Origin of the sequence: Wolbachia endosymbiont of Rhagoletis indifferens, assembly GCF_048537595.1 — a bacterium.
GTDB lineage: Bacteria > Pseudomonadota > Alphaproteobacteria > Rickettsiales > Anaplasmataceae > Wolbachia.
The window spans coordinates 779,858-803,561 of record NZ_CP175923.1; the positions used below are offsets into that span (position 1 = coordinate 779,858).

A 23,704-nucleotide genomic window follows, 5' to 3' on the forward strand; every position below is an offset into this window, starting at 1 on the left:
GTTCAATGAGTGAGTAAAACGTACAAGAAAAGAACGAGGTTGATCAGTGAAGCCACTGAAGTGATAATGAATAGACCCTTAGAATAAGCAACCTTATTACCACTAGCTTTATCAAAATACATAGCTTTTATGATATTTAGATAATAGTAACACGATACAACACTTGCCATTACAAGGATCAAGGACAGGCTGATAAAGCCAGAATTTATTAAACTTTTGAATATAAAAAATTTAGCGATAAAACCTGCAAGTGGAGGTATTCCCGACATCGAGAGTAACAGCACAGAAAGATGAAATGCTACAATTGGGCGTTTCTTCCCTATACCAGATAAATTTGCAATATCACAATCGTCATCGTCAATTTGTATGAGATATGAGAATAGCCCTATGCTTGTGATGATATATATCACCAGATACATTAAGGCACTATCTGTTCCTGCTTGTGTAAAAATAGAAAGTGAAGCAAATATAAAACCAATGTGACCAATTGAACTGTAAGCAAGCAGCCTTTTTAAGTTTTGCTGACGCAAGGCCCCAAAAGCTGAGATAAGCACAGACAATGCTGAAACGTATAAGAAAATAGGCTGAACATAACTTTTTACATTTACTAACTCTTCATTCATCAATCGAATTAAAAATGTTACAAGTGCAGCTTTTGGAGCTGTAGAAAAAAACGCAGTTACTATGGTAGGTGCACCTTGATAGACATCTGGAGCCCACATATGAAAAGGAGCAATAGCAAGCTTGAAACACAAACCAATTAGGACAAAGACTAACCCAAAAACTATTCCATAAGTTATCTGATGGTTTTGCAAGAATGAACTTAACTCAGAAAAATTGACTTGTCCTGTATATCCATAAAGCAATGACATACCATACAGCATAATGCAGGAAGATAATGCACTAAGTGTAAAATATTTCACTCCTGCTTCACATGAATAAGCTGAATCTTTATTAAAGCTCGCAAGAACATATAAAGATATACTCATCAACTCAAAAGCTAAGTAAAAAGAAATCAGACTATTTGCTGAAACTAAAGTTATCATGCCAAATAGCGCAAAAAGAATCAGTATTGAAAATTCATATTTATAGTCATATTTTGATAAATTCAGCATCAAAAGTATTAAAATTCCTGTGCTGAGAATTAACCCTTGGGCTGACCTGATGTATAAATTGAGTTTTAACAACGAATTAAAGAGAAAAATTTCATTGTTTTCTGCCGAAATAATTAAAATAATCAAAGTTATCACTGTGCAGCCAAGTGCTAATAAGTTGATAGTTCGGCGGTTAAATATAATTCCAAGCAGTAGCAACACTAACGAGGAGATAATAGAGAACGTTTCCGGCAATATCTGTATATAATTCATAGCGCATTATATTTGACTAACAAATTTGCCATACATGGCTTCAAATAATTCAGTGCAAGGGTTGGGTAGAATCCAAGCAAAATAACAAACACTGCAAGCAGAATTAAGACAGAAAATTCTATGCTATCCAAGCGGTTATTTAATAATTTAGAATAGCTAACCCCCCATATTATTTGCTTACATAAATTCAGCATATAAACTGCGCTTAAAATAGTGCCAAGTGCGATAAATCCTGTAAAAAACCCTATGCTCTTAAACATTCCAACCATAGCCAAAAACTCACCTATGAATCCAGATGTTCCAGGTAGCCCTATTGAAGCCATTGAAAATAAAATGAACATAAAACCAAATTTTGGCATTGTGTTTACTATGCCAAAATATTTTGCAATCTCCAAAGTTCCAGTTCGAGTATATAGCATTCCAACACATAAAAATAAAGCAGCAGAAATAAGGCCATGACTAATCATTTGAAATATAGCGCCGAGTACTCCTTCCTCACAAAATGAAAAGAGGCCAGCAGTAACGATCCCCATATGTGCTATTGAAGAATAAGCTATTAACTTCTTTATATCATCTTGAGCAAACGCAACTAGCGAAGCGTATATTACTGCAATAATGCTCAGCACAACAACGAAATTTGAAAAATACAAACTTGCCTGAGGAAGCATTGGAATAGAAAACCTTAAAAATCCATATCCCCCCATTTTAATAAGCAAGCCAGCTAAAATCACAGATCCAGAAGTTGGTGATTGCACATGCGCATCAGGAAGCCAAGTGTGAAACGGAAACATTGGAACTTTTATTGCAAAAGAAATAAAAAATGCAATCCATAGTAACAACTGCACTTTAAGATCAAGACCCGGCGTTAATGTGGCTAATTTTTGTATACTAAACGTCCCAAAAATACTATAGATGTACACCAACCCAAGTAGAAATAATAACGAGCCAGTTAGTGTATAAAGAAACAATTTAAATGTTGCATACACTCTTTGTTTCCCTCCCCAAACGCCAATAATAAAGAACATTGGTATTAAAACAGCTTCAAAAAATACATAAAAGCTTATAGCATTCAGTGAAATAAAGAAACCGACTACAAAACTCTCAAGCAGCAGAAACAATGCCATATATGGCTTGAGGGTCGTATAACTCATTTTGCAATTGTAGAGCATACAAATAACAAACAAGAAAGTTGTCAGCAGAAGGAAAAGCAACGATATGCCATCTACCCCTATTCCAACATTTCTAATTGGATAGCTGACAAACTGAAAGTCTGTATTGTTATAATCAAACTCTACAAGAGTTACAACACTAAGCAAAAATGGAAGTACGGCAAAAAATAGAGAGATAAATTTTAGATATATAGATTTATGATTAATCTTGATTAAAGATAAAATTAACGCTTCTATCAGTGGAAGCAAGAATATACTAAGTAACAACACTTTTTATTTAATTCCAAATAATATACAAAGCACCGATTATTAGAGTAACAAACATAATAAGCGCATAATCAAATATATAACCAGTTTGTAACTTTATAGAACTTTTTGAACATTCATTAACCAACCTTACAACACCACCTGGTCCAAATGAATCAATAGCCCTAACATCAAACTTCCATAGAAGCCTAGATATAAGCCTTATCGGTACAATTACAACAAAATCATATACCTCATCAAAGTACCATTTATCCTGCAAAAATTTAAGTAAAAATTTACTCTTAATTTGCTTAAATTTTTGATAGTGGTAAATCAGATATGCAAGTGCTATTCCACTTAGGCTCGCTAAGGTCGGTAGTAATTTTATAAAGAAATTATGAACTCCATGCTCATCAATAACTACTAAACTTGATTTCCAAAACGCATTACTAGTTATGTTCAAAATATTTGCTCCCCACACTCCAGAAAATACCGAACCAAAAGCAAGTATCAGTAATGGTATAAGCATAATCTTTGGTGCCTCATGTATATTAATTTTACTTTGTTTTTGGCTATGGAACACAAGAAGCAATAACCTCCAAGAGTAAAACGCTGTGAAGAATGCAACAACTAAGCTTATTACAAAAGCAAAGCTATCCGTGCTATAAGCATGTTCAATTATCAAGTCTTTTGAGTAAAAACCTGCAAATGGAAATATTCCAGAAAGTGCAAGAGACCCAATCCACATGAGAGTGTAAGTGCAAGGGATTTTCTTCCAGCAATTTCCCATTTTCTGAATATTTTGCTCATGATGCATTGCATGAATCACATTGCCAGCACCAAGAAATAGTAAAGCTTTAAAAAAAGCGTGTGTCATTAAATGAAAAATAGCAACATTGTAAGCAGAAAGCCCACATGCCATGAACATATAACCAAGTTGACTGCAGGTTGAATAAGCAATTATTTTCTTTATATCGTTCTGAGTAATCGCAACGGTGGCTGCAAAAAAAGCAGTAAGTGCACCAACAATAACTATTAATTCTCGTGCCACATTTGACAACTCAAACAATGGAGAACATTTTGCTATTAAAAATATACCGGCTGTTACCATCGTTGCTGCGTGAATGAGTGCAGAAACAGGGGTTGGCCCTTCCATTGCATCTGGCAACCAAACATGTAAACCAAGCTGTGCAGATTTACCCATACAGCCAATAAAAAGTAATATGCATATTATATGAATTACTTTGAATTCACAGCAGAATGCCCTAATGTTCTGCGCGCCAAGAAGATCAGCTGTGTCAAAAACTTCAGTAAATTTCAAAGAGTGAAATGTATAATAAATAAGAAAGATTCCAATTAATAGTGCAAAGTCTCCTACCCTATTTACAACAAATGCTTTAATTGCTGCATTATTTGCAGAATATTTTTGGAACCAAAATCCTATGAGTAAATAAGAACACAGGCCAACTCCTTCCCAGCCAAAGAAAAGCTGCACGAAATTATCGCTTACAACCAGCACAATCATGCAAAATGTGAACAGCGATAGGTAAGAAAAAAACCTCGACTTCCCTTTATCATGCTCCATATAACCGATAGAATAGAGGTGGACTACTAGTGAAACGGTGGTAATAACAATAAGCATTAAGGATGAGAGAGCATCCACACTAATTGCCCAATTTACTTTTAATACACTTAATGAAAACAAAGGAAATAAAACTAAATGACAATTTTCAGAGAAGGTAAGAAAAACATACCAAGATAAAACTGCAGATATTCCAATCCCTGCCGTTGTAACTAACTGACTTTTTCTAAAAAGTGCTGCAAACAGCGAACCAAAGAGTGGCAAAAATACTATTAATTTCAGTATATACGTCATACTTTCATTCTTTCATTAAGTTCGCTTGTTCAACATCTATATTGCCACGGCTTCTATAATATACAACCAATATTGCAAGCCCAACTCCTGACTCTGCTGCCGCAACAGTCAACACAAACATCACAAAAATTTGCCCAACTATATCATTCATAAAGGCAGAAAAAGCAACTAGATTGATGTTAATCGCCAGCAATAATATTTCTATTGACAACAGTATGTTGATTATGCTCTTACGGTTGATGAAAATACCGCATACTCCAATAGTGAACAAAATAGCAGCAACTATCAGAAAATGATTTAATCCTATTTCCATTCCACTCCTTTTCCAAATTTAGCCTTAACCAATTTTACAGATGAAGATTGTGTCAATTGCTTTAATACATTCTGTTTTTTAACTCCTTTTTTCTTGTCTTGTAAAGTAAGAGCAATTGCACCGACAATTGCCACAAGCAGCAGAATACCAGAAAGATGAAAAGCGTACATGTAGTCGGTATACAGCAAATTACCAATAGCTTTCACGTTATTGGTATTATAGTTTATAACATTGCTTATATTCGGTGCTGAGCTGCGGATTACAAAGCTGATAATCAGAAAAAACACAACACATAATATAGCACCAAGAGTGAAATGCTTTGCAAAACCCTGACGCAGTCTTATGTAGTCAATATCGAGCATCATAACTACAAAGAGGAATAACACTGCAACCGCACCGATGTATACTATCAATACCATCATAGCGATGAATTCAGCTCCAAGGAGAATAAAAAGAACTGCAGAATTAACGAAGGTGAAAATTAAAAATAATACTGCATGCACAGGATTTCTTACACTAATTACACAAACAGCAGATAAAATGCTAAGAATTGCAAAAAAATAAAAGAAAAAAGGCATCGATACTTTAACTGCAACAATAGTTACTAATTTAAAGTAATTATTGCTGTAAAGTCAATATTATATTAAACGTTTGAAAACATTGTACTACAAAGCTCCAGCTCCATTTTAAATTATTATAAAGCTGAAGAAATAGAAATGAAGGCGTACATATAAGCCATTCCAAACTCCACCTATTCACCCAACAAGCAGAAGTTCTGGTGCCAATACCTCAAATCAAGTTGTTGTTACTCGACATACACCTGAAACTACTAAAACAAAATAGATGTAAAACCTACGTTTAAATATGTAGTACTTGAGTGAAGCATTCTTTAACTGTTCTATTCAATAAAACCTTTACAATATTTCGATCATAGGTTTAACTTTACGAAGTTATAATCTATAGGGCTACGATGAACGATTATCTCTCACTGCTAAATCCAGAACAACAATCAGCTGTAACTAACATAGATGGACCAGTTTTGATATTGGCAGGAGCCGGAACCGGAAAAACAAGAACGATTACTTCAAGAATAGCACACATAATTAGAAACGGTCACGCTTATTCTGATGAAATATTAGCAGTTACATTTACAAATAAAGCAGCAAATGAGATGGTATCAAGGGTACTTGAGCTAACAGGCACAAACATACCATGGCTTGGCACTTTCCATGCAATTGCAGCAAAAATTTTGCGCCTGCACGCAGAAATTGTGGGCTTAAACCCCAATTTTACAATCATTGGTGTGGATGATCAATTACAGGTAATAAAAAATATTATTAATGAAATAAACCCTGATTACCTATCAGAAAAATGTAAGACCATTATGAATATTATTCAGCAATGGAAAGAGAAGTGTTTGTTGCCATCTGAAGTGGAAGATATTCAATCATTTAGGCCAGTGTACGTGATTGCACTCAAAGTCTATCACCAATATCAGGAAAGGTTGAGATTCCTTAACTCTGTCGATTTTGGTGACTTATTGCTATATAACATACAACTCTTTAATCAAAAGACCGAAGTTCTGTCCTACTACCAAAACAAGTTTAAATATGTCATGGTAGATGAATATCAAGATACAAATGCGATACAATATCTTTGGCTAAAATACCTTGCAAAAGAGCACTCAAATATTTGCTGTGTAGGAGATGATGACCAGTCGATATATAGTTGGCGTGGTGCAGAAGTTGAAAATATTTTGAAGTTCTCCGATGATTTTAAAAATGCAAAAACCTTCAAGTTAGAGTGTAATTATAGATCAACACCCCACATACTTGCAACTGCGTCATATGTTATCAATCACAATAAGACTCGCTTAGAAAAAAAATTGTGGACAACAAACATTGAAGGGGAAAAGGTAAATCTAATAAAATTATGGGACGGAAAAGCTGAAGCAAGGTTCATAAGCGAACAGATATTAAAGCTCAATAAATACAGATTTAGTGACATTGCAGTGCTGGTAAGGGCCACTTTTCAAACTAGAGTTCTCGAAGAGTATTTTATAAAATATTCAATTCCCTACAAGATTATAAGTGGCGTAAAATTCTACGAACGTCAGGAAGTCAGGGATATAATTGCATATTTAAGGCTTGTTACAAACAATAACGATGACTTAGCTTTCGAAAGGATCGTAAATCGGCCAAAAAGAAGCATAGGAGCTACAACTCTAAAGAAAATATACACGACTGCTCAGGATAACAAAATTTCTTTTTTTGAGGCAGCAAAAATATTAGTTAATAGTAATCAAGTAACCGAAAGAATTAAACTCTCACTCAACGATTTTTTAAATAAAATTAAAGCTTGGGAAGAAATAGTAAGCGTAAAACCACTGCATGAATTCATTAAAATCGTAGCAAACCAATCAGGGTATATTGAAATGCTTGAAAATGAGGAGGTAACAGGCTTAGCACGAATAGAAAATGTCAAGGAGCTCATCTCATCTTTAAAGAATTTCGATAATGCCACAACTTTCTTGGAGCACATAAGTTTGGTGATGGAAGTGGATAATATGAATAACGATGACACTGTATATGTTATGACTCTTCATGCAGCCAAAGGACTTGAATTCCCGTGCGTGTTTCTACCTGGTTGGGAAGAGGGATTATTTCCTCATCAAAGATCTTTTGATGATAAAAGTGGTAAAGCTTTAGAAGAAGAAAGGAGACTTGCATATGTTGGCATAACCAGGGCAAAGGAAAAGTTAATCATTTCATGTGCAGATAGGAGAGAAATTAATAATCAGTGGCAACCAATGCGCACTTCTCGATTCATTAAAGAATTGCCAAGAGAAAATGTTGAGGTAATTAAAAGCAACATTGCTTACTGTTGAAGCTATAATTGCAGCCCTTACTACAAACACATCTTGCAAACCTGAATTACTTCAATTATATGTTTCTCCTGGCAAAAAGGGAGTGTTAAATAAACCATACGCGTCAAGTTAAGGAAATATCGCCCAATATAGCACCATTTAAACTTGTTTGTTACATTTATTTTTTTGGAAATTTTGATCTAAAATAAGATAATTCTTTTAGAAGAGTCTATAAATTACTAGCTTTATTGCTTAATATCTAAAATAATTTTTACCACTTTTCTTTTTCCTTATGCTACTTTCCCTTAACTTGACGCGCATGGTTTATTTAACACTCCCTGGGAGCATGTCTTCAAACTAAGTAGAAAGGAGTTAAGAAGTGTGTTATAAGATATATTTTAAATATACTCAAGCGATATAAGTGACAAAGAATGGAAGATAATAGAGCCATATTTTGAACCTAAAAAGACCGGTAGACCAAGAAAATATAATATTAGAACAATTACTAACGCAATCCGCTATGTGATGAGAACAGGCTGTCAATGGAGACAACTACCTAAAGATTTTCCACCATGGAAAACCGTGTATAGTTGTGATTCGCGCTTGAAAAAAAGTGGAATATGGAAAGAAATTCACGCTTTTCTAGTTAAAAAAATAAGAAAGATAATTGGTAAGAATGAAACTCCATCAGTAGGAATAATTAATCAGTGAAAACTACTCAAAAAGGGGATCCAGAGGATATGATGCTGGCAAAAAAATAAAGGGTAGAAAACGTCATATTGTTGTAGATACAGTGGGCCTAATTATTGCGGCTGATGTTCATAGTGCAAGTGTTCAAGATCGTGATGGTGCTCTAAATCTTTTTACTCAAGCTAAATGCAAAGCTCCAACTTTACGTAAGTTTTTTGCTGATCAAGGATACACAGGTAAATTACAAAACCGCTGTTTATTGGAAATGGGATACGATTACCAAGAAGGTAGTTGATACAGGATTTCAGGTTATTCCTAAACGTTGAAAGAACGTTTGCTTGGCTCTCCAATTTTAGGCGCATGAGCAAAGATTATGAGCATTCTCCTCTTACTTCAAAAAACAATATCTTCTTTAATATGATCACTATTATGCTTCACAAATTAGCTCATTTTTGAGTTTGAAGACAGGCTCTTAGAAAGTGGGATTACGCTATTCCTTTCTATCCGCTTTCTTGGGCAATCCACCTCCACATCTAACACACATCTCAGTGATTATAATATCCAATTTTTGATCATGTTTTTCTACAGGTAAATTTTTACAATATTGTTTCTCATAGGCTACACCTATAAATATTTTTCCAAGCGGCCGCAGTTTTTCTATCATTGTATCATACCAACCACCGCCAAAACCTAATCTATTAAAATGATCATCAAAAGCAACAACAGGAGTAATGATTGTATCGGGAATTACATCTTCATTTGTTTCGTTCCATCCCTCAAATCTTAGTAACTGATTTTTATCAGGAATTGCTACTTTATAACCTAAATAGAGCAAACGACACATCAAAGGGACAACATTTATTTCCCCATCCATTGGAATGTAAGCCGCAATTGTTTTGCCTTTAACGTAACTTAAGTTCTGATTAAAGAGATTAATAAGGGAATTTGCCGCATAACTGGAATAACTTTCATCAATATCTTTTCTTATAGTTCTATATTGCTCTCTTATTTCCTTTTTGTGCTGTTTAATATCTTTGAACATGATCTATCCATTTTGCAGTGAGTTTTTCTTGTAAACTATTTTGCTTCAAGCGCTCACTTAAAAAGTCAAAGTCAATAAATTCCATATCCTGGTCTTGATTACTGCAGCTATAAACAAAACTCCTTTCTCCTGTTTCCGTATTTATATGTTGCTGCACACACTGAGCACAGATTTCTTTCATCATACACTGCATAGGAGAATTAACTGATGATATTGCTATGTGGCCTGATTTCAGATATGGCTTTAAAATTGTTTTTCTAGCTTCATTCACAGCTTTCATCATTTTATCAGAACCAATAGTGATAATTTTATCTATAGCGTTCAAATTAATACCTAATCTTCCTTGTTGATAAGAGACTATTGCATCAACTATATTACCATGAAAGGATTTATCTTGATCTCTGCTTGTTTCTATCAATCCTTCTTCACATGCCCAAACTACTGCATTTGATGCACGTTCTATCAGTGCTCGTTTAAATACATCACTTAACTTCTTATAGCCAGCGAAGTACAAAACCTTGTTATTATTTTCAAGACATGCCTTCCCTATCGAAAATAACACTGCATTTCCAACTCCACCACCAATTAGCATTATATTCTTCATGTGCTATTTTAACTATATTTGTTCAAATTTTTTGAAATTTTATAGAACAAAGTAATTTTCGCACACAAAGACAGAGACAAGGACACTCTCTGACTTCAACTATACCGATAACTGACAGCTGCATTTTTACGCATATCATCTAATAACAAGTTGCTTTGTATCATAATCTTTTGTTGGTACATCTGCTGTTTAATTGCTTCTATACCCGCTACATTACTCTTGATATCACACAACATCATTAACTTTGCAGTGCCATTTTCTCTCAATTCTACTATTTCATTCACACTTGTTTTACTAAATAAAATCTGTAAATCAGGATTTAAATCTCGCATTTTTATTTCAAATTCTTTTGCATTTGGCAGCTTAAAATTATCTGCCAATTTATCAAAATTTAAACAATTGACTTTTTGCTCCTTTAAACTATCTAATAAACTTTCTGAACCTTCAACCACAATCTGTTTTAATTTTAAAGTGCTTTCCAGCAGTGCATGATTAAGTTGTACTTTATCTATTACTTTTATAACAGAGTAACCTTCACTGAAACTGAATGGACCTGCTAAATCGCCGGTTTCTAATCCTTCTAAAACGCTCTTGAGTTTGCCTTTCAGCTGACTTAAATTAACTGTTGCTTTACGCATCTTTATTGGAGATTCTGGAATAAAGTCATCATTACTATTACGTAATTTTTTTACTAAATCTTCAGCTATACCATAAACATCCTTGTCTTTTTGATCAGGAATTATAAACTCTTGGAACGTGATAAGATAATCCGGCTTTTCTGTTTGCCTTTTTACATCATCTACTTCTTTATCGCTTATATTAATAAATGGCACAATTCTTACTTCAATAATTTTGCCCCACAGTAACTGACATTTTATTTGTTTTCTTAAAATACCAAGATCTATATTATGCTTCTCTATGTATTGATCAACTTCATTAGCCTTAAGTTTAAAACTTTGGGTTAAAAATAACATGATAGCATTATCTAACTCCTCGTTGCTCAATTTTATATTCAGCCTCTGCGCTTCATTGATAATGATAATTTCGTCTATTAGCTCCCTAAGAATTTGAGGCTTTGCTTCTTTTTGATTAACACTTTGAGTGCCAAACAATGAATTTATAAAGTTGATGCGTTTTTCGATGTCCAAATTTGAAATTGGCTCGCCATTTACATCTGCAATAATTTCAATCTCGGTTGCAAGCAACCTAAGTGGCAACACTATCAACAGTAAAATTAGTATTTTATGCATATAAGTAAGGTTAATAACCAATTCTATAATAAATACTGAGTCAATGCTAGCCAACTTTTTAATAGTGATCTCAGTGACAATGGAAATAAAAACCATTGCAACAAAATCAGGTACGCTGGTAAATAGGCTAAAAACATGCTAATATAGCGAATTTAGACCGTGCTCAAAACAGTATACGGAAGGAGAGGGATTCGAACCCTCGATACGACTTTTCAATCGTATAACGGTTTAGCAAACCGCCGCCTTCAGCCGCTCGGCCACCCTTCCAAATTTAGAACCTAAAGATTATATAATACCAAGACCTCTACCGCCTGTCTAATGCTTTTAACAGCAACATTTTTCCGAACAACTGTAATTTTTAGATCTGTGGTACAAAAATCTATAGCTAACCCAAGAAAGGTTTCCCTACGTCATACCGCAATTCATTCCACAACTGTACAAACATTACAATTTGAGCCTACCAGAAGAATGTCATCCCAGTGCCCAGACACTGGGATGGCTTTGTTGCATAGCACCTTAAGCAGTGATGGTTTACGACAAATTTATGTAATGATTTCAAATTTAGCCATACCAATATCAGTGAATTTGTTGAGCAAATAGCACTTAATTAGTAATTCTTTTTCACGATTTACTTCAGATTTATTCCTAAAGCTAAATCCAAATACTTGCTTCAACCTTGAGAAAAATCCTTCTATGTAAGATCTCTTTCCATAAATTGCTTCCTTTTTCCACTCTTTTACACCATCTTGTCCATATAATTTTATTAACCTAATAGCAGCATTTCTGTCAGACATATAATCTATTTTTGAATGTTCTGCTGCATCCTTTTTTGGTAGAACTTTTGTCTTTATATCGTATTTCTTACACAATTTATAAAGTTTGTGCCTATCGTATGCCCTATCTGCATATAATGCTTTTATTTTGTGCTGAAAATTAACTTCTTCAAGCAAATCGCAAGCTCCATAGTGGTCAGAGTAGACGCCATTACTGTATCTTGCAGCTATAGCTTTTTTACTATTCACACTTAACATAACATGTAACTTTCTTACTTGCTCGTAGCTTCGGTACTTTCTATCTGCACTGTTTTCCTTACTGTGGCCAGGAGTGTTACTGTAAATGCTGATACTTGTGCTATCTATGATAATTTCAATATTTTCCATGTTGCTTTTATCAACCCTGCAATCATTTATCTTAATATTAAGTTTTTTAAACCTTCTTGATGCTTGTGAATAGCTGATAACTGCCAAATTTTTTCCTATTTGTTGCAGATATCCTTTTATAAACCCCACCGTTTGTCTTAAACCAATTCTAAAAAGATTGACAATTATATGCACCAAAATTACGACTTTATCACTGTAAATATAGTTGCCGCCCTGCATTTTTGGACTATTTTCATACCAATTTTCGATAGCTTCATCGATGTAACGAAAAATATTTCCCCTTTTTTCAAGGAATTTGTTATATTCGTTTTGGTTACTGACTTTCATTTTTTGTGGCATATTTTTTCTTCAACAGTTAAATGGTTATTTATAATGAATTTTGTCAGTAGCCACCAGATTTTTTCGGTTGCTATGCAACAAAGCCCACTGGGATCCAGGAATTTTGATTGGGCACTAAGTTGGTAAGCATAAAAGTGGCTGATCTTGTGTTAAAACACAACGTTCTTGATGAGATTACGGCAAGGCTGGATTCCAGTGTCAAGCACTGGAATGACACCATTTGCTGTGCAGTTTACCTTCAAGAATGAATGTTCGTACAGTTGTGCGCGGTATCTCAGCATAGATTCCGCTAACAAGTAGCGGAATGACGAATTTGTTGTTTTTCAAATTGTAGGCAAACCTAAGCCGCTTTAGCTATAAATCAATAAAAACTAATTTCTGCTTTTTTCAATAATTTTCTTTGCTTCTTCTACACCAACCCATTCTCCAACTGCTACTGTTTTTCCCTTTTCTAGATCTTTATAATGAGAAAAGAAATGAGTAATTTTATCTAGTAGGCTTTTAGATAAGTCAGAATAGTCCTTTATATTGTCATAATAGCTATCAACACTGGAAACAGGCACAGCTAATATTTTCTCATCTTCTCCTTTTTCATCTTTAGTGAGTAATGCGCCTATTGGACGCACCGATATTAAAACACTAGATGCTAAGGGAAATTGAGTTAGCACCAAAACATCCACAGGATCACCATCACCTGCGCAGGTATTTGGTATAAACCCATAATTGCAAGGATAAGTCATTGAGGTAGATAAAAATCTGTCAACTTGTAACAACCCAAGCTCTTTATTAAATTCATACTTTACAGGCTCAGCATTTGCACTTATTTCAATTACCACATTCACCGCATTTGGTCCCGCTGTTATTTTACTTAAATCCATAAATTACCTCTTAACTTAAGAATAAGCATTATACAATATGTGCTTTTAAGTTGCTACATTTATGTAGTTCTAAGCTTGTTTTGCATGGAGCTGTTCAAATTTTCATTCGTCATCTTATTGACTGTTGAAAGTGGTGGTTTCTGTGATAATTGAAATAAAGCATATACTATTACAATAGTAAGCACCGCACCAACTATCAGGTTAGTAAGGTTATCTTGTGGCAAAACACTTTTTATTGGATTAAATAATTTTTGCTCCATAAGGAAATAATCAGCAACATATAACCCAACAGATAATACAAACACACCTAAAATAAGTTTACAGACTGTGTTTTTATGGTCTTTTTCTTTTTTCTTGCTGACAATGAAATTTGGCCTACATTTATTCTCTTCTTGTGGCACTGAGTAGTATATATTTTTAGGGCTCGTTACTAATTGTTCAAATTCATCACTATTTTGGTTTTTTAACAGTTGCTCTAGGGTGTTTTTTGTATTTACAGGATATATTAATCCATCCATTTTTAATTCTTTCTCTTGTCGATCCACATTCTCATGGTTGATTGTATATTTGATGGTTCCATCTCTACTTGATAATCCGATCATGTGTAGTTTGCCAGCCAAGAACATTATATAGCTCTCTATTAACTGATTCTCACATATCTCTAATACTTCTCTTTTTACTGTTTTGTTAGATGACGAAAGTTCTTTATAGTGACCACCCAAAGAAAAGAACAATGCTATATCTTTATCTGCTTTTATGTCATAAATGGAATAATAGCTGCTGATAACGCACTTATTTAATGCAAATTCTCTGTCATATTTGTTTAATGTATTTCCTTCACTTAGTAACTTTCTAAGACCAATGAGTACTTTATTTTCAAAATCTTCTTCTGTTTTAAATATTGGTTCTCTCTTTGGACTTGCTAAGATGTTAAGTAAATCTAATTTACTTCCATCTACTACTTCATTTATATCTCTATTTAACTCAGACCCTTTAATAACTTCATATATTTTATCTATGACATCTTTAGTATTCAGGTTATTGTTTTCACTAAGTATCTTATAAGCTTGAGCATAAATTAAAAACAGCCCTTGTAGACTAAACTTTAAGTTAAAATATTCATCTAATGGCTCCCCCTCTTTTTTAATGAATGCAGACAAACCAAAATGATTTCTGCGGTCCATACTACGATCTAAGTCAGCATGTTGAAAGCCACCTAAAAAAATAAACAAAGTCTCTAATAAATTACCCTTACCAACAATTTTTATTAGTTCTTCAATTTCCTTAACCATCCCTCAAACCTGCAATATAATAATTATCTTTATAGTATAAACGATATAGGATAAAATAGCAATAAATGTTATTAGACTTCTTGCATAACCCAAACTAAGTAGAAAAAGGTATAGCTATACCGCCGCGGTATCTCTAGATCCCGCTAACACGTAGCGGGATGACGGTTATCAGGCTAGCTGTCATCCCAGTGCGTGAAGGTGGAATCTAGTTTCACTTTATGATGGTGTCATTCCAGTCTGGAATCCAGGAAAAAGAATAGCGATGCAACAAAGCCCACTGGGATCCAGGAAAAAGAATGGTGTCATGAAAGTAGCCTCCTTCTCCTGTCATCCGAGTAGCTTGACACTGGGATGGCTTTGTTGCATCGCTAGCTATGATGGATTAAAGATAAAAAAGATGGAGAATATCAGTAGCTTATTATTCTGGTATTTATAACAAGAACGGTCAGTGAATACCTAAATTTGAGTAAAAGAAATTTCACTACCACTCACTAATCCGGCTAAAATTCAAGAATTTCAATGCTTTAGCTATTTTCAATAGAATTAAGTTTATTAATATAAATAATAAATTACTATTCTTAAATTTGATCAGATTGATTGCAAAAAAACAAGATTTTCAATAGGTTGCTTATAATCCTAACTATAGTTAGCCTTTCATAAGTAGCGATGCAACAAAGCCCACTGGGATCCAGCCTTTTCATCCAAGACGGCAGCGCCTCCTTCTTCTGTCATCCCAGTGTCCAGAGGTGTCATCCCAGTGCGTGACACTGGGATCTAGCCTTTATTATTTGGTTGAAATTAAGTCTTCTGGATCCCAGTGGGCTTTGTTGCATAGCACCTTAAGCAGTGATGGTTTACGACAAATTTATGTAATGATTTCAAATTTAGCCATACCAATATCAGTGAATTTGTTGAGCAAATAGCACTTAATTAGTAATTCTTTTTCACGATTTACTTCAGATTTATTCCTAAAGCTAAATCCAAATACTTGCTTCAACCTTGAGAAAAATCCTTCTATGTAAGATCTCTTTCCATAAATTGCTTCCTTTTTCCACTCTTTTACACCATCTTGTCCATATAATTTTATTAACCTAATAGCAGCATTTCTGTCAGACATATAATCTATTTTTGAATGTTCTGCTGCATCCTTTTTTGGTAGAACTTTTGTCTTTATATCGTATTTCTTACACAATTTATAAAGTTTGTGCCTATCGTATGCCCTATCTGCATATAATGCTTTTATTTTGTGCTGAAAATTAACTTCTTCAAGCAAATCGCAAGCTCCATAGTGGTCAGAGTAGACGCCATTACTGTATCTTGCAGCTATAGCTTTTTTACTATTCACACTTAACATAACATGTAACTTTCTTACTTGCTCGTAGCTTCGGTACTTTCTATCTGCACTGTTTTCCTTACTGTGGCCAGGAGTGTTACTGTAAATGCTGATACTTGTGCTATCTATGATAATTTCAATATTTTCCATGTTGCTTTTATCAACCCTGCAATCATTTATCTTAATATTAAGTTTTTTAAACCTTCTTGATGCTTGTGAATAGCTGATAACTGCCAAATTTTTTCCTATTTGTTGCAGATATCCTTTTATAAACCCCACCGTTTGTCTTAAACCAATTCTAAAAAGATTGACAATTATATGCACCAAAATTACGACTTTATCACTGTAAATATAGTTGCCGCCCTGCATTTTTGGACTATTTTCATACCAATTTTCGATAGCTTCATCGATGTAACGAAAAATATTTCCCCTTTTTTCAAGGAATTTGTTATATTCGTTTTGGTTACTGACTTTCATTTTCTGTGGCATATTTTTTCTTCAACAGTTAAATGGTTATTTATAATGAATTTTGTCAGTAGCCACCAGATTTTTTCGGTTGCTATGCAACAAAGCCATCCCAGTGTCTGGGCACTGGGATGACATCATTTGTTGTGTTTAACAAAGTTTGCACTTAGCTTCATGTTAGCTATAAATATTAAGAAATTTACCAAACGAAAAAAAAGGCAAAAGAAGCCCTGGGGTTATTATCCGCTTTAAAATATTGGCGTTTTTTATGTTTTAAACGCTTGACAAGCGAAATTCAGCTGCTTTTAATTGCAACTAACCTACGCTGCAAATGTTTAAGAAATTTACTAAGCAGAAAAAAAGACAAAGAATCCCCGAGTTAGCTAGTCTTTTACTATCTCTGTCGAGTATTGGCATTTTTTGATGTCTTGTAACGCTTTATAAGCGCGTTCAGCTTATTTAGATAAAAATCTAGATGTAGATGAAGTTTTGTAAAGACATACAGTATCTATATACTGCAAAAAATTGAACATAAGACGCCGATACATTAAGTAATCCTTACCTTTTAATCTGCAGATTGGCGAAAGCAAATACAATAGCTTCAGTTTCATGATAAGGGGGCTGGCAAAGCTTGTCAAGGAAGTTTTTTCGTTTCTATTCCCAATGTTATATGGTTATGCAAGAAGTCTATTGTATGTTTACACTCTGCATTAAAGCTTTTAGTTAAGAGCATATCCATCCGCCGCCAATTACTTGCTCATCTTTATACGCTACACAGGCTTGACCTGGACTGACGCCAAAGTAATCGTCGTTTAAAATGACACAGGCTTTATTTTTTTCGTCAGTTGAATGTATTGTTGCTAAACTTCCAGCATGTGATGATCTCAGCTTCACAGTTACTTCCATACCTTCCTTTGGTTGTTCTAACCAATTTAACTCTTTGATCAATATTTTTTTTTGCATTAATGCGTTGATCGGACCTACTATAACCTCATTATTTTCTGTATTAATTTTTATCACGTAAAGAGGTTCACTGTACCCAACACCTAAGCCTTTTCTTTGCCCTACTGTAAAATTCACTATGCCACTATGCTCACCTAGCACTTTTCCATTCACATCCACAATTTTTCCTTTCTGTACAGATTGTGGAGCTAATTTAGCTATTGTTTTACTATAGCTTTCGGAAACAAAGCATATATCTTGACTGTCCGGCTTTTCAGAAATTTGTAAACTGAAATATTTTGCTAATTTTCTTATATCACTTTTATAGAACCCACCTAGTGGAAATCGCAAAAGCTTTAACTGCTCCTCAGTAGTTGCAAACAAAAAATAACTTTGATCTTTACTTTTATCAATGCTTCTGCACAACTTTACCTCACCATTTTTTTCTAACCTTCTCACGTAATGTCCTGTTACGAGTACATCCGCACCAAGATTTTTTGTAACTTGCAATAGATCACGAAATTTTACCGTTTGGTTACATCTCACGCATGGTATGGGAGTTTCCCCACGCATATAGGTACTTGCAAAATCCTCTATTACTTCCTTTTTGAATATTTCCTCATAGTTTAAAATATAGTGAGGAAAGCCAACACTTTCAGCCACGCGCTTAGCGTCATAAATATCCTGTCCAGCACAACATGCACCTTTTCTTGCACCATCGGTGCCATAGAGTTGAAGAGTCACACCTATCACCTGGTACCCAAAGTTATATAGCAGTGCTGCAGCAACGGAGCTATCAACTCCCCCGGACATTGCAACAATAGCCTTGGTTTGGTGTGGAGCTTTATCTTTTAACAAAGGTTCAATTTCAAATTCTTTTAGCATGGTTATCCGAGTTTATTAAATATAGCTAGCACAGCCCTACGTCATACCGCCGCGGCGCTAACAAGTAGCGGAATGACGAGTTTTACGCTTATCAAATTGCAGGTAAATCTAATTACTCTAGCTATAGATATTGTACAGGACAATATGAAAATTGAAAGAGTTAGTGCAATTTATGCACAATTCCACAATAAGAAATATTTCTTGAGAACCTTAAAATTGAAAAATTTCAACAACCAAAATCGTGATTAATCTTGCTTAAATAAAACATGACTGAAGTAGTCCATGTTTTCAAGCACTTTTCCACTACCCAAGGCAACACAACAAAGTGGGTCATCTGCAACACGAACCGGTAATTTTGTTGTTTCACTGATAACTTTACCTAGATTACGTAATAATCCACCACCACCGGATAAAACTATTCCTCTATCGACTATATCAGAAGAAAGTTCGGGGGGAGTGCTCTCCAATGCTGTTTTAATAGCAGAAATTATCTGATGCACAGGCTCTATTAAACTTTCTGCAACTTGATATTCTGATAAAAGCATTTCTTTTGGCATGCCACTCACTAAATCCCTGCCTTTAATTATCATTCCCTCTTTGTTATTTTCACCTGGCAGACTGGCTGAACCTATGCTTTTCTTAATTTTTTCAGCAGTTGTTTCACCGATTAATAACTTATGATTTTCACGAATATACGATTTTATTGCTTCATCCATAATATCGCCACCTACTCTGGCAGAACGTGAATAAACAATTCCGCCTAAAGAAATAATTGCAACTTCAGTTGTACCGCCTCCTATATCAACAATCATAGAACCTTCAGGTTCAGTAACCGGGAGCCCAGCTCCGATCGCTGCAGCCATTGGTTCTTCAATTAAAAACACTTCATTTGCACCAGCACTTTCTGCTGCATCTTGTATAGCACGCCTTTCAACTGGCGTGGATCCAGATGGAACGCATATGATAATATTAGGTTTATTAACAGTGAATTTTGTGTTTGCACTGCGTATGAAATATTTTAGCATTTCTTCCGCACTTTTAAAATCAGCAATGACTCCATCTTTTAAGGGCCTTATCGCCTCTATCTCTCCAGGCGTTTTTCCAAGCATCATTTTAGCTTTTTTACCAAAAGCATAAGGAACGTAGCTTCCTTTTTCTTTTATTCTTGCTACAACTGAAGGCTCATCAAGCACTATTCCCTGATTTTTCTGATAAACTAAAGTGTTTGCAGTACCAAGGTCTATGGCAATATCGCTAGCAAACAAACCTTTGAAAGTAAAAAGGCTATAAAACTTTCCGGTCAATTTTCGAACAAAATTCATACATAACTCAAGAAAACCATTTTATTGAGATAAATTATACTTTTCAGATAAGTAGTAAGTAACACACTCAACGTCTAAACCCTCACCTGTTACTTTTTTTAGCAGTTCCAAAAGGCTATACTTTGCACTGTATACATTTTGAGATAACCAACTGATAAGTAAACTAAAATCTCCTTTTATTATAGCACTTAATGATTCGTAATGATTCTTTTTAACGCAAGAGAAAATCTGCACAGCAGCAATTAAAGCAATAATTTTTATAGGAAAGTAGCCCATAACACCGCTTGCCCAATATTCATCTTGAAAATAAGTGTCCAGCTCATTTTTAGCTTTTACTGGAATTTTATAATGCTTCATACCTTCAAGCCATGCATCATGCAGATCTTTGATTTCTAACGTACCATTTATTAGATCTTGTTCTAACTTGGTTCTTAGCATAATGTGAGCCAATAAACTAAATTCATCTGCGTTCTTTAAAGAAGAGGAAAGGTTTATTTCATTGAAAACCAAGTGCAAATTTTCAACACTGCTATTAGTTTTGCCTTTTATAGCAAATTTCTCTTTTATGTGTGGTTGAATGAACTCAATAAATTCTCTGGATGTTCCAATCATCCTTTCCATAAATAACCCTTGAGTTTCATACATAACATGTCTCGTAATTGGGCTACTTATAGAATTTTGCGCTAAACATTTTTGATAAATTGCATAACCACTATGCCGTAAAAGTGAAAATAAACCATAACAAAAATCAGATTCATCATAATCTATAGGGTAGTAATAAGAAGTACGAATCTCATTTAGTGCAATACCCATTTGCTGTAAACATAACGAGCCAAGTTCAATCTGCTTCTGAGTAGCAACTTTTTGTATATTAGTAACCTTATCCTTTTTCTGCTTTTCAATTATTTTATCCACATTTTCGCTAAAAAATTTGCCTACCTTGGGGAATACTTCCCTTATATTCTTTTCTGTGATATCAGAGTCATAGTCAGCAAGCAGTGAGTCGTATTTTGAGCATTTTAATTGCTGCGATTTTATAGAAGCTACTTCGCGAATGAGTGTGATTAAATCAGTAAAACGTTCTTTTAGTTTTTCTAAGTTACTGGTTTCAGAATGAGATAGCTTCCATAAATTTTGGCATTCAACCTTAGCTTTGGATAAAGACTTTGCTAAATCAATAGGAACAGCACTGTTGCTTTTATGTATTCTCTCTATTAACTTTAGCTGCTGAGTATTTGCACTTTTTTTGTTACCAAGAGCATCTGCTAATGATTCCTTTATTGCGTCATGAGAGATAATTTCATGTCTGATTTCTTCTAGAAGACTCATTTGTTCAACTTTGTCCTCTATATTTAATTGGCTTTGGTTTAGTACTTTTAGCGTATTTTCGATATTCTTTACCCTATATAATACTTCCTCTAAAAACTTATAAGATTTCATAATTTGTTCATTATTTTAGAAAACATCTATTTAATATCGTAATAGATTAATAATAAAGTTAAAAGTATATTTGCTTAAAGTACAATAAAAAATTGTACTTCTTATTCCTTTATTGGATTTTTCTACTCAGAGTCCAGCATATTATAAGAAAATTAATTGTAAGGTTGTAGAAAAAGTATTTAGTACTTTATTTCTCTTGACTATATTACAATATGGAGAGATTATTAGCTACTGAAATTAAAGTTACGCACTATTTAAAATTTATGGAGGTTTAGTAATGTGGAGTAGACTGGTTATAATGTGCTGTTTTTGTTTACTACTTACTGGTGTAAGTTCTTGCCCAAAAAAAGGAGCAAATACAACAAATAAAATGAATTCTGTTGTTAAGCAGATAGGTGATAAAAGAGTTTTCTTTGGTTATGATGAATCTAGTGTTACTGAAGTAAGTGCAGATGCATTACTTGACGTAATGGAGGTGTTACAAGATAACCCTGACGCGAAGGTTATTTTAACTGGTCATACTGACAACCGTGGTTCTCATGAATATAATCTTGCGCTAGGCGCTAAAAGGGCAGATGCAGCTAAAAAATTTATGGTTAGTTGTACACCATACATAGAAAACAGAATAAAAACTGCTTCTAAGGGTGAAACTGAGCCTTTGGTTAATGTAAAAGATGATTCTAGAAATTCTAAATATGAAAAAGAGCATGCTAAAAATCGTAGAGTGGAATTTTCATTTTCTGGAATAAAGAAATAGATTAAAACCTGGATCCCAGTGTCAAGCACTGGGATGACATAAAGAAAGGGCACTGGGGTGGACAAAAAAGGACAAACTTGTCATATTTTGTTGCTTGTTAGCGGGATCTATATATACCACAAATAAGTCGCTGTATGACGTAGAGACTATCTGGCCATCAAGAGACATAATGGAATTAGAGTTATTATTTCAAAATATAGCTAATAGCTTTGCTTTCCATAATCAAATTGCAGTTGCAGTATCAGGTGGTGTAGATAGTATAGTCTTACTGCACTTAATGAATAACTGGGCAAAAAAAAACAAGCTTTCACTTCCTATAGCATTAACAGTAAATCATGGGTTACGTTCAGAGTCTCAAAAAGAAGCTGATTTTGTTGTAAGTTATGCAAAAGAACTTGGAGCAAAGGAATCGTTCATATTAAACTGGGAGAAGCAAAATATTAAAGGCAATATTCAGTTACAGGCACGAAAAGCACGGTATAAATTACTAGTAGAGTGGTGTAAAAACAATAATGTTAAATGTTTGCTCGTCGCTCATCACAAAGATGATCAAGCAGAAACGTTCTTATTAAGATTAGAGCGAGGTAGCGGCGTAGATGGATTATCATCAATGGACTACAAGTCTTTCCTAAATGGTATTTATATATTTAGGCCATTGTTAAATTTTAGTCGTAGTGAAATAGAAAAGTACGCTAAGCTTCACCAGTTAAAATGGATCGAAGATAGAAGCAACTATAACCTAAAATACAGGCGAACTTTATACCGTAACTTACTTAAAGCAAGTAACAATCAAGAGATTTTAACAGAGCGAATATGCCTCACAGCCCTTCATATGAAAAGAGCTGCAAAAGCGTTGATGCACTACACATGCCTTGCATTTAATGACTGTGTTAATGTTCATGATCTTGGTTATATTGAAATTAAACTAAGTGAATTTTATCAATTACCAGAGGAAATAGCCTTGAGGCTTCTTCTTTACTCTATAATGGCAATTGCCAGTAAACATTATAAACCAAGGTACAACAGTCTTATCGTAATATTTAATAAAATATTGCAAAAGGATAGTAATGTTAACTGTACACTTTCTGGGTGCAAAATAAGAAAATATGGAGAAAATATCTTAATAATTAGAGAATCGTCAAGGATACAAGAAATTACCGTAAACCTACCTTTAAATGAACCTATTGAATGGGATAACAGATTTAGCTGCACAATACTCGGAAATCAAGAGTGTTCAGTTATTATCGCTCCATTAAAAAAAACACAAAAAGTTCCTGAATTTCTGAAGGATTACAACTGCTGCCCTGAAGTTTTCTATTCTTTGCCTGTAGTGCTAAAAGATGGAAAGGTGCTTGCTTATCCTGATGTAAATTATAACGGAAAAAATACCAATGACGATAAGGTTCAATGCATTATTGATAGCACGATAAAACAAAATTTGGTAAGCTTGATGGGTATTTAGTTAAAA

General features: G+C 34.2%; 27 protein-coding genes and 1 tRNA gene. 9 read left to right on the forward strand and 19 right to left on the reverse strand.

All coding sequences use genetic code 11. From position 1 onward, the window contains the following. Positions 1-2: 2 nt before the first annotated feature. From ACJZL1_RS04030 to ACJZL1_RS04050, 5 genes are read right to left on the reverse strand one after another with little or no spacing between them, the layout of a single operon-like run. The gene (locus ACJZL1_RS04030) at positions 3-1,367 is read right to left on the reverse strand and encodes an NADH-quinone oxidoreductase subunit N (RefSeq protein WP_265026513.1); all 1,365 of its coding nucleotides are present in this window, start codon (positions 1,365-1,367) and stop codon (positions 3-5) included. Further along, positions 1,364-2,806: a complex I subunit 4 family protein gene (locus ACJZL1_RS04035; protein ID WP_419247030.1), complete on the reverse strand. Its 1,443-nt coding sequence runs from the start codon at positions 2,804-2,806 to the stop codon at positions 1,364-1,366. The genes ACJZL1_RS04030 and ACJZL1_RS04035 overlap by 4 nt, the downstream gene beginning before the upstream one ends. 7 nt (positions 2,807-2,813) lie before the next feature. After that, positions 2,814-4,658, reverse strand: a complete 1,845-nt coding sequence (gene nuoL, locus ACJZL1_RS04040) for an NADH-quinone oxidoreductase subunit L (RefSeq protein ID WP_419247031.1) — start codon at positions 4,656-4,658, stop codon at positions 2,814-2,816. Between the two features lie 4 nt (positions 4,659-4,662). Next, the gene (gene nuoK / locus ACJZL1_RS04045) at positions 4,663-4,971 is read right to left on the reverse strand and encodes an NADH-quinone oxidoreductase subunit NuoK (RefSeq protein ID WP_019236815.1); all 309 of its coding nucleotides are present in this window, start codon (positions 4,969-4,971) and stop codon (positions 4,663-4,665) included. After that, positions 4,962-5,549 carry an NADH-quinone oxidoreductase subunit J gene (locus ACJZL1_RS04050; RefSeq protein ID WP_265026509.1) on the reverse strand — a complete coding sequence of 196 codons (588 nt, stop codon included), beginning with the start codon at positions 5,547-5,549 and terminating at the stop codon, positions 4,962-4,964. Before ACJZL1_RS04050 ends, nuoK begins: the two co-directional genes overlap by 10 nt. 392 nt (positions 5,550-5,941) lie before the next feature. Between ACJZL1_RS04050 and ACJZL1_RS04055 the strand changes: the two genes are divergently transcribed. The 3 genes from ACJZL1_RS04055 to ACJZL1_RS04065 all read left to right on the forward strand — a co-directional run bounded on the left by ACJZL1_RS04055 (position 5,942) and on the right by ACJZL1_RS04065 (position 8,822). Continuing rightward, positions 5,942-7,858, forward strand: coding sequence for an ATP-dependent helicase (locus tag ACJZL1_RS04055; protein WP_265026508.1), 1,917 nt, complete (start codon positions 5,942-5,944; stop codon positions 7,856-7,858). A gap of 420 nt (positions 7,859-8,278) precedes the next feature. Further along, positions 8,279-8,548, forward strand: coding sequence for a transposase (locus ACJZL1_RS04060; protein WP_419247516.1), 270 nt, complete (start codon positions 8,279-8,281; stop codon positions 8,546-8,548). After that, positions 8,541-8,822: a transposase gene (locus ACJZL1_RS04065; RefSeq protein WP_419247517.1), complete on the forward strand. Its 282-nt coding sequence runs from the start codon at positions 8,541-8,543 to the stop codon at positions 8,820-8,822. Before ACJZL1_RS04060 ends, ACJZL1_RS04065 begins: the two co-directional genes overlap by 8 nt. A 195-nt stretch (positions 8,823-9,017) precedes the next feature. On the opposite strand, the gene ACJZL1_RS04070 is transcribed toward ACJZL1_RS04065, so the two are convergent. The 4 genes from ACJZL1_RS04070 to ACJZL1_RS04085 form a co-directional block, all read right to left on the reverse strand. Continuing rightward, complete coding sequence (locus ACJZL1_RS04070) at positions 9,018-9,569, reverse strand: 5-formyltetrahydrofolate cyclo-ligase (RefSeq protein ID WP_265034899.1); 552 nt, start codon at positions 9,567-9,569, stop codon at positions 9,018-9,020. Further along, complete coding sequence (locus ACJZL1_RS04075) at positions 9,553-10,173, reverse strand: oxidoreductase (protein ID WP_265026527.1); 621 nt, start codon at positions 10,171-10,173, stop codon at positions 9,553-9,555. Before ACJZL1_RS04075 ends, ACJZL1_RS04070 begins: the two co-directional genes overlap by 17 nt. 95 nt (positions 10,174-10,268) lie before the next feature. Further along, positions 10,269-11,423: a SurA N-terminal domain-containing protein gene (locus ACJZL1_RS04080; RefSeq protein ID WP_419247518.1), complete on the reverse strand. Its 1,155-nt coding sequence runs from the start codon at positions 11,421-11,423 to the stop codon at positions 10,269-10,271. A gap of 176 nt (positions 11,424-11,599) precedes the next feature. Continuing rightward, positions 11,600-11,690, reverse strand: a tRNA-Ser gene (locus ACJZL1_RS04085). Between the two features lie 99 nt (positions 11,691-11,789). On the opposite strand from ACJZL1_RS04085, the gene ACJZL1_RS04090 reads away from it, so the two are divergent. Continuing rightward, positions 11,790-12,023 (forward strand): hypothetical protein, encoded by a 234-nt coding sequence (locus ACJZL1_RS04090; RefSeq protein ID WP_419247032.1) that lies wholly within the window; start codon positions 11,790-11,792, stop codon positions 12,021-12,023. On the opposite strand, the gene ACJZL1_RS04095 is transcribed toward ACJZL1_RS04090, so the two are convergent. The 4 genes from ACJZL1_RS04095 to ACJZL1_RS04110 form a co-directional block, all read right to left on the reverse strand. Next, a complete protein-coding gene (locus tag ACJZL1_RS04095) occupies positions 11,966-12,922 on the reverse strand; it encodes an IS5 family transposase (protein ID WP_264735368.1) in 957 nt (318 codons plus the stop codon). The two genes, ACJZL1_RS04090 and ACJZL1_RS04095, sit on opposite strands and share 58 nt — an antisense overlap. 149 nt (positions 12,923-13,071) lie before the next feature. Then, the gene (locus ACJZL1_RS04100; RefSeq protein ID WP_419247033.1) at positions 13,072-13,218 is read right to left on the reverse strand and encodes a hypothetical protein; all 147 of its coding nucleotides are present in this window, start codon (positions 13,216-13,218) and stop codon (positions 13,072-13,074) included. A 75-nt stretch (positions 13,219-13,293) separates the two neighbouring features. Next, on the reverse strand, positions 13,294-13,800 hold the full coding sequence (gene ppa / locus ACJZL1_RS04105) for an inorganic diphosphatase (protein WP_151807542.1): 507 nt from the start codon (positions 13,798-13,800) through the stop codon (positions 13,294-13,296). Between the two features lie 59 nt (positions 13,801-13,859). Next, complete coding sequence (locus tag ACJZL1_RS04110) at positions 13,860-15,092, reverse strand: WD1261 family protein (protein ID WP_419247034.1); 1,233 nt, start codon at positions 15,090-15,092, stop codon at positions 13,860-13,862. Between the two features lie 304 nt (positions 15,093-15,396). On the opposite strand from ACJZL1_RS04110, the gene ACJZL1_RS04115 reads away from it, so the two are divergent. Continuing rightward, positions 15,397-15,528, forward strand: a complete 132-nt coding sequence (locus ACJZL1_RS04115; RefSeq protein WP_419247035.1) for a hypothetical protein — start codon at positions 15,397-15,399, stop codon at positions 15,526-15,528. Between the two features lie 142 nt (positions 15,529-15,670). Here the strand turns inward: ACJZL1_RS04115 and ACJZL1_RS04120 are convergent, their stop codons facing one another. Next, positions 15,671-15,793, reverse strand: a complete 123-nt coding sequence (locus ACJZL1_RS04120) for a hypothetical protein (RefSeq protein ID WP_419247036.1) — start codon at positions 15,791-15,793, stop codon at positions 15,671-15,673. Between the two features lie 45 nt (positions 15,794-15,838). Between ACJZL1_RS04120 and ACJZL1_RS04125 the strand changes: the two genes are divergently transcribed. Beyond that, a complete protein-coding gene (locus ACJZL1_RS04125) occupies positions 15,839-16,015 on the forward strand; it encodes a hypothetical protein (RefSeq protein WP_419247037.1) in 177 nt (58 codons plus the stop codon). Here the strand turns inward: ACJZL1_RS04125 and ACJZL1_RS04130 are convergent. Both ACJZL1_RS04130 and mnmA read right to left on the reverse strand, forming a co-directional pair. Then, positions 15,958-16,914, reverse strand: coding sequence for an IS5 family transposase (locus ACJZL1_RS04130; protein ID WP_264735368.1), 957 nt, complete (start codon positions 16,912-16,914; stop codon positions 15,958-15,960). The two genes, ACJZL1_RS04125 and ACJZL1_RS04130, sit on opposite strands and share 58 nt — an antisense overlap. A gap of 699 nt (positions 16,915-17,613) precedes the next feature. Then, positions 17,614-18,717: a tRNA 2-thiouridine(34) synthase MnmA gene (mnmA, locus tag ACJZL1_RS04135; RefSeq protein ID WP_265026547.1), complete on the reverse strand. Its 1,104-nt coding sequence runs from the start codon at positions 18,715-18,717 to the stop codon at positions 17,614-17,616. Positions 18,718-18,789: 72 nt separating this feature from the next. Between mnmA and ACJZL1_RS04140 the strand changes: the two genes are divergently transcribed. Further along, entirely contained in the window at positions 18,790-18,966 is a 177-nt protein-coding gene (locus tag ACJZL1_RS04140; RefSeq protein ID WP_265034888.1) for a hypothetical protein, read from the forward strand. On the opposite strand, the gene ACJZL1_RS04145 is transcribed toward ACJZL1_RS04140, so the two are convergent. Then, positions 18,963-20,039 (reverse strand): rod shape-determining protein, encoded by a 1,077-nt coding sequence (locus ACJZL1_RS04145; RefSeq protein ID WP_265034887.1) that lies wholly within the window; start codon positions 20,037-20,039, stop codon positions 18,963-18,965. The genes ACJZL1_RS04140 and ACJZL1_RS04145 overlap by 4 nt on opposite strands. Before the next feature lie 21 nt (positions 20,040-20,060). After that, a complete protein-coding gene (locus ACJZL1_RS04150) occupies positions 20,061-21,479 on the reverse strand; it encodes a carboxypeptidase (RefSeq protein WP_419247038.1) in 1,419 nt (472 codons plus the stop codon). A gap of 277 nt (positions 21,480-21,756) precedes the next feature. Here ACJZL1_RS04150 and ACJZL1_RS04155 point away from each other — a divergent pair, with 277 nt between their 5' ends. Next, the gene (locus ACJZL1_RS04155; RefSeq protein ID WP_265026544.1) at positions 21,757-22,236 is read left to right on the forward strand and encodes an OmpA family protein; all 480 of its coding nucleotides are present in this window, start codon (positions 21,757-21,759) and stop codon (positions 22,234-22,236) included. 21 nt (positions 22,237-22,257) lie between these two features. Here ACJZL1_RS04155 and ACJZL1_RS04160 read toward each other — a convergent pair whose 3' ends face one another. Then, positions 22,258-22,404: a hypothetical protein gene (locus ACJZL1_RS04160; protein WP_265034885.1), complete on the reverse strand. Its 147-nt coding sequence runs from the start codon at positions 22,402-22,404 to the stop codon at positions 22,258-22,260. A 1-nt stretch (position 22,405) separates the two neighbouring features. Between ACJZL1_RS04160 and tilS the strand changes: the two genes are divergently transcribed. Continuing rightward, positions 22,406-23,698, forward strand: a complete 1,293-nt coding sequence (gene tilS / locus ACJZL1_RS04165) for a tRNA lysidine(34) synthetase TilS (RefSeq protein WP_341818357.1) — start codon at positions 22,406-22,408, stop codon at positions 23,696-23,698. The last annotated feature ends 6 nt before the right edge of the window (positions 23,699-23,704 follow it).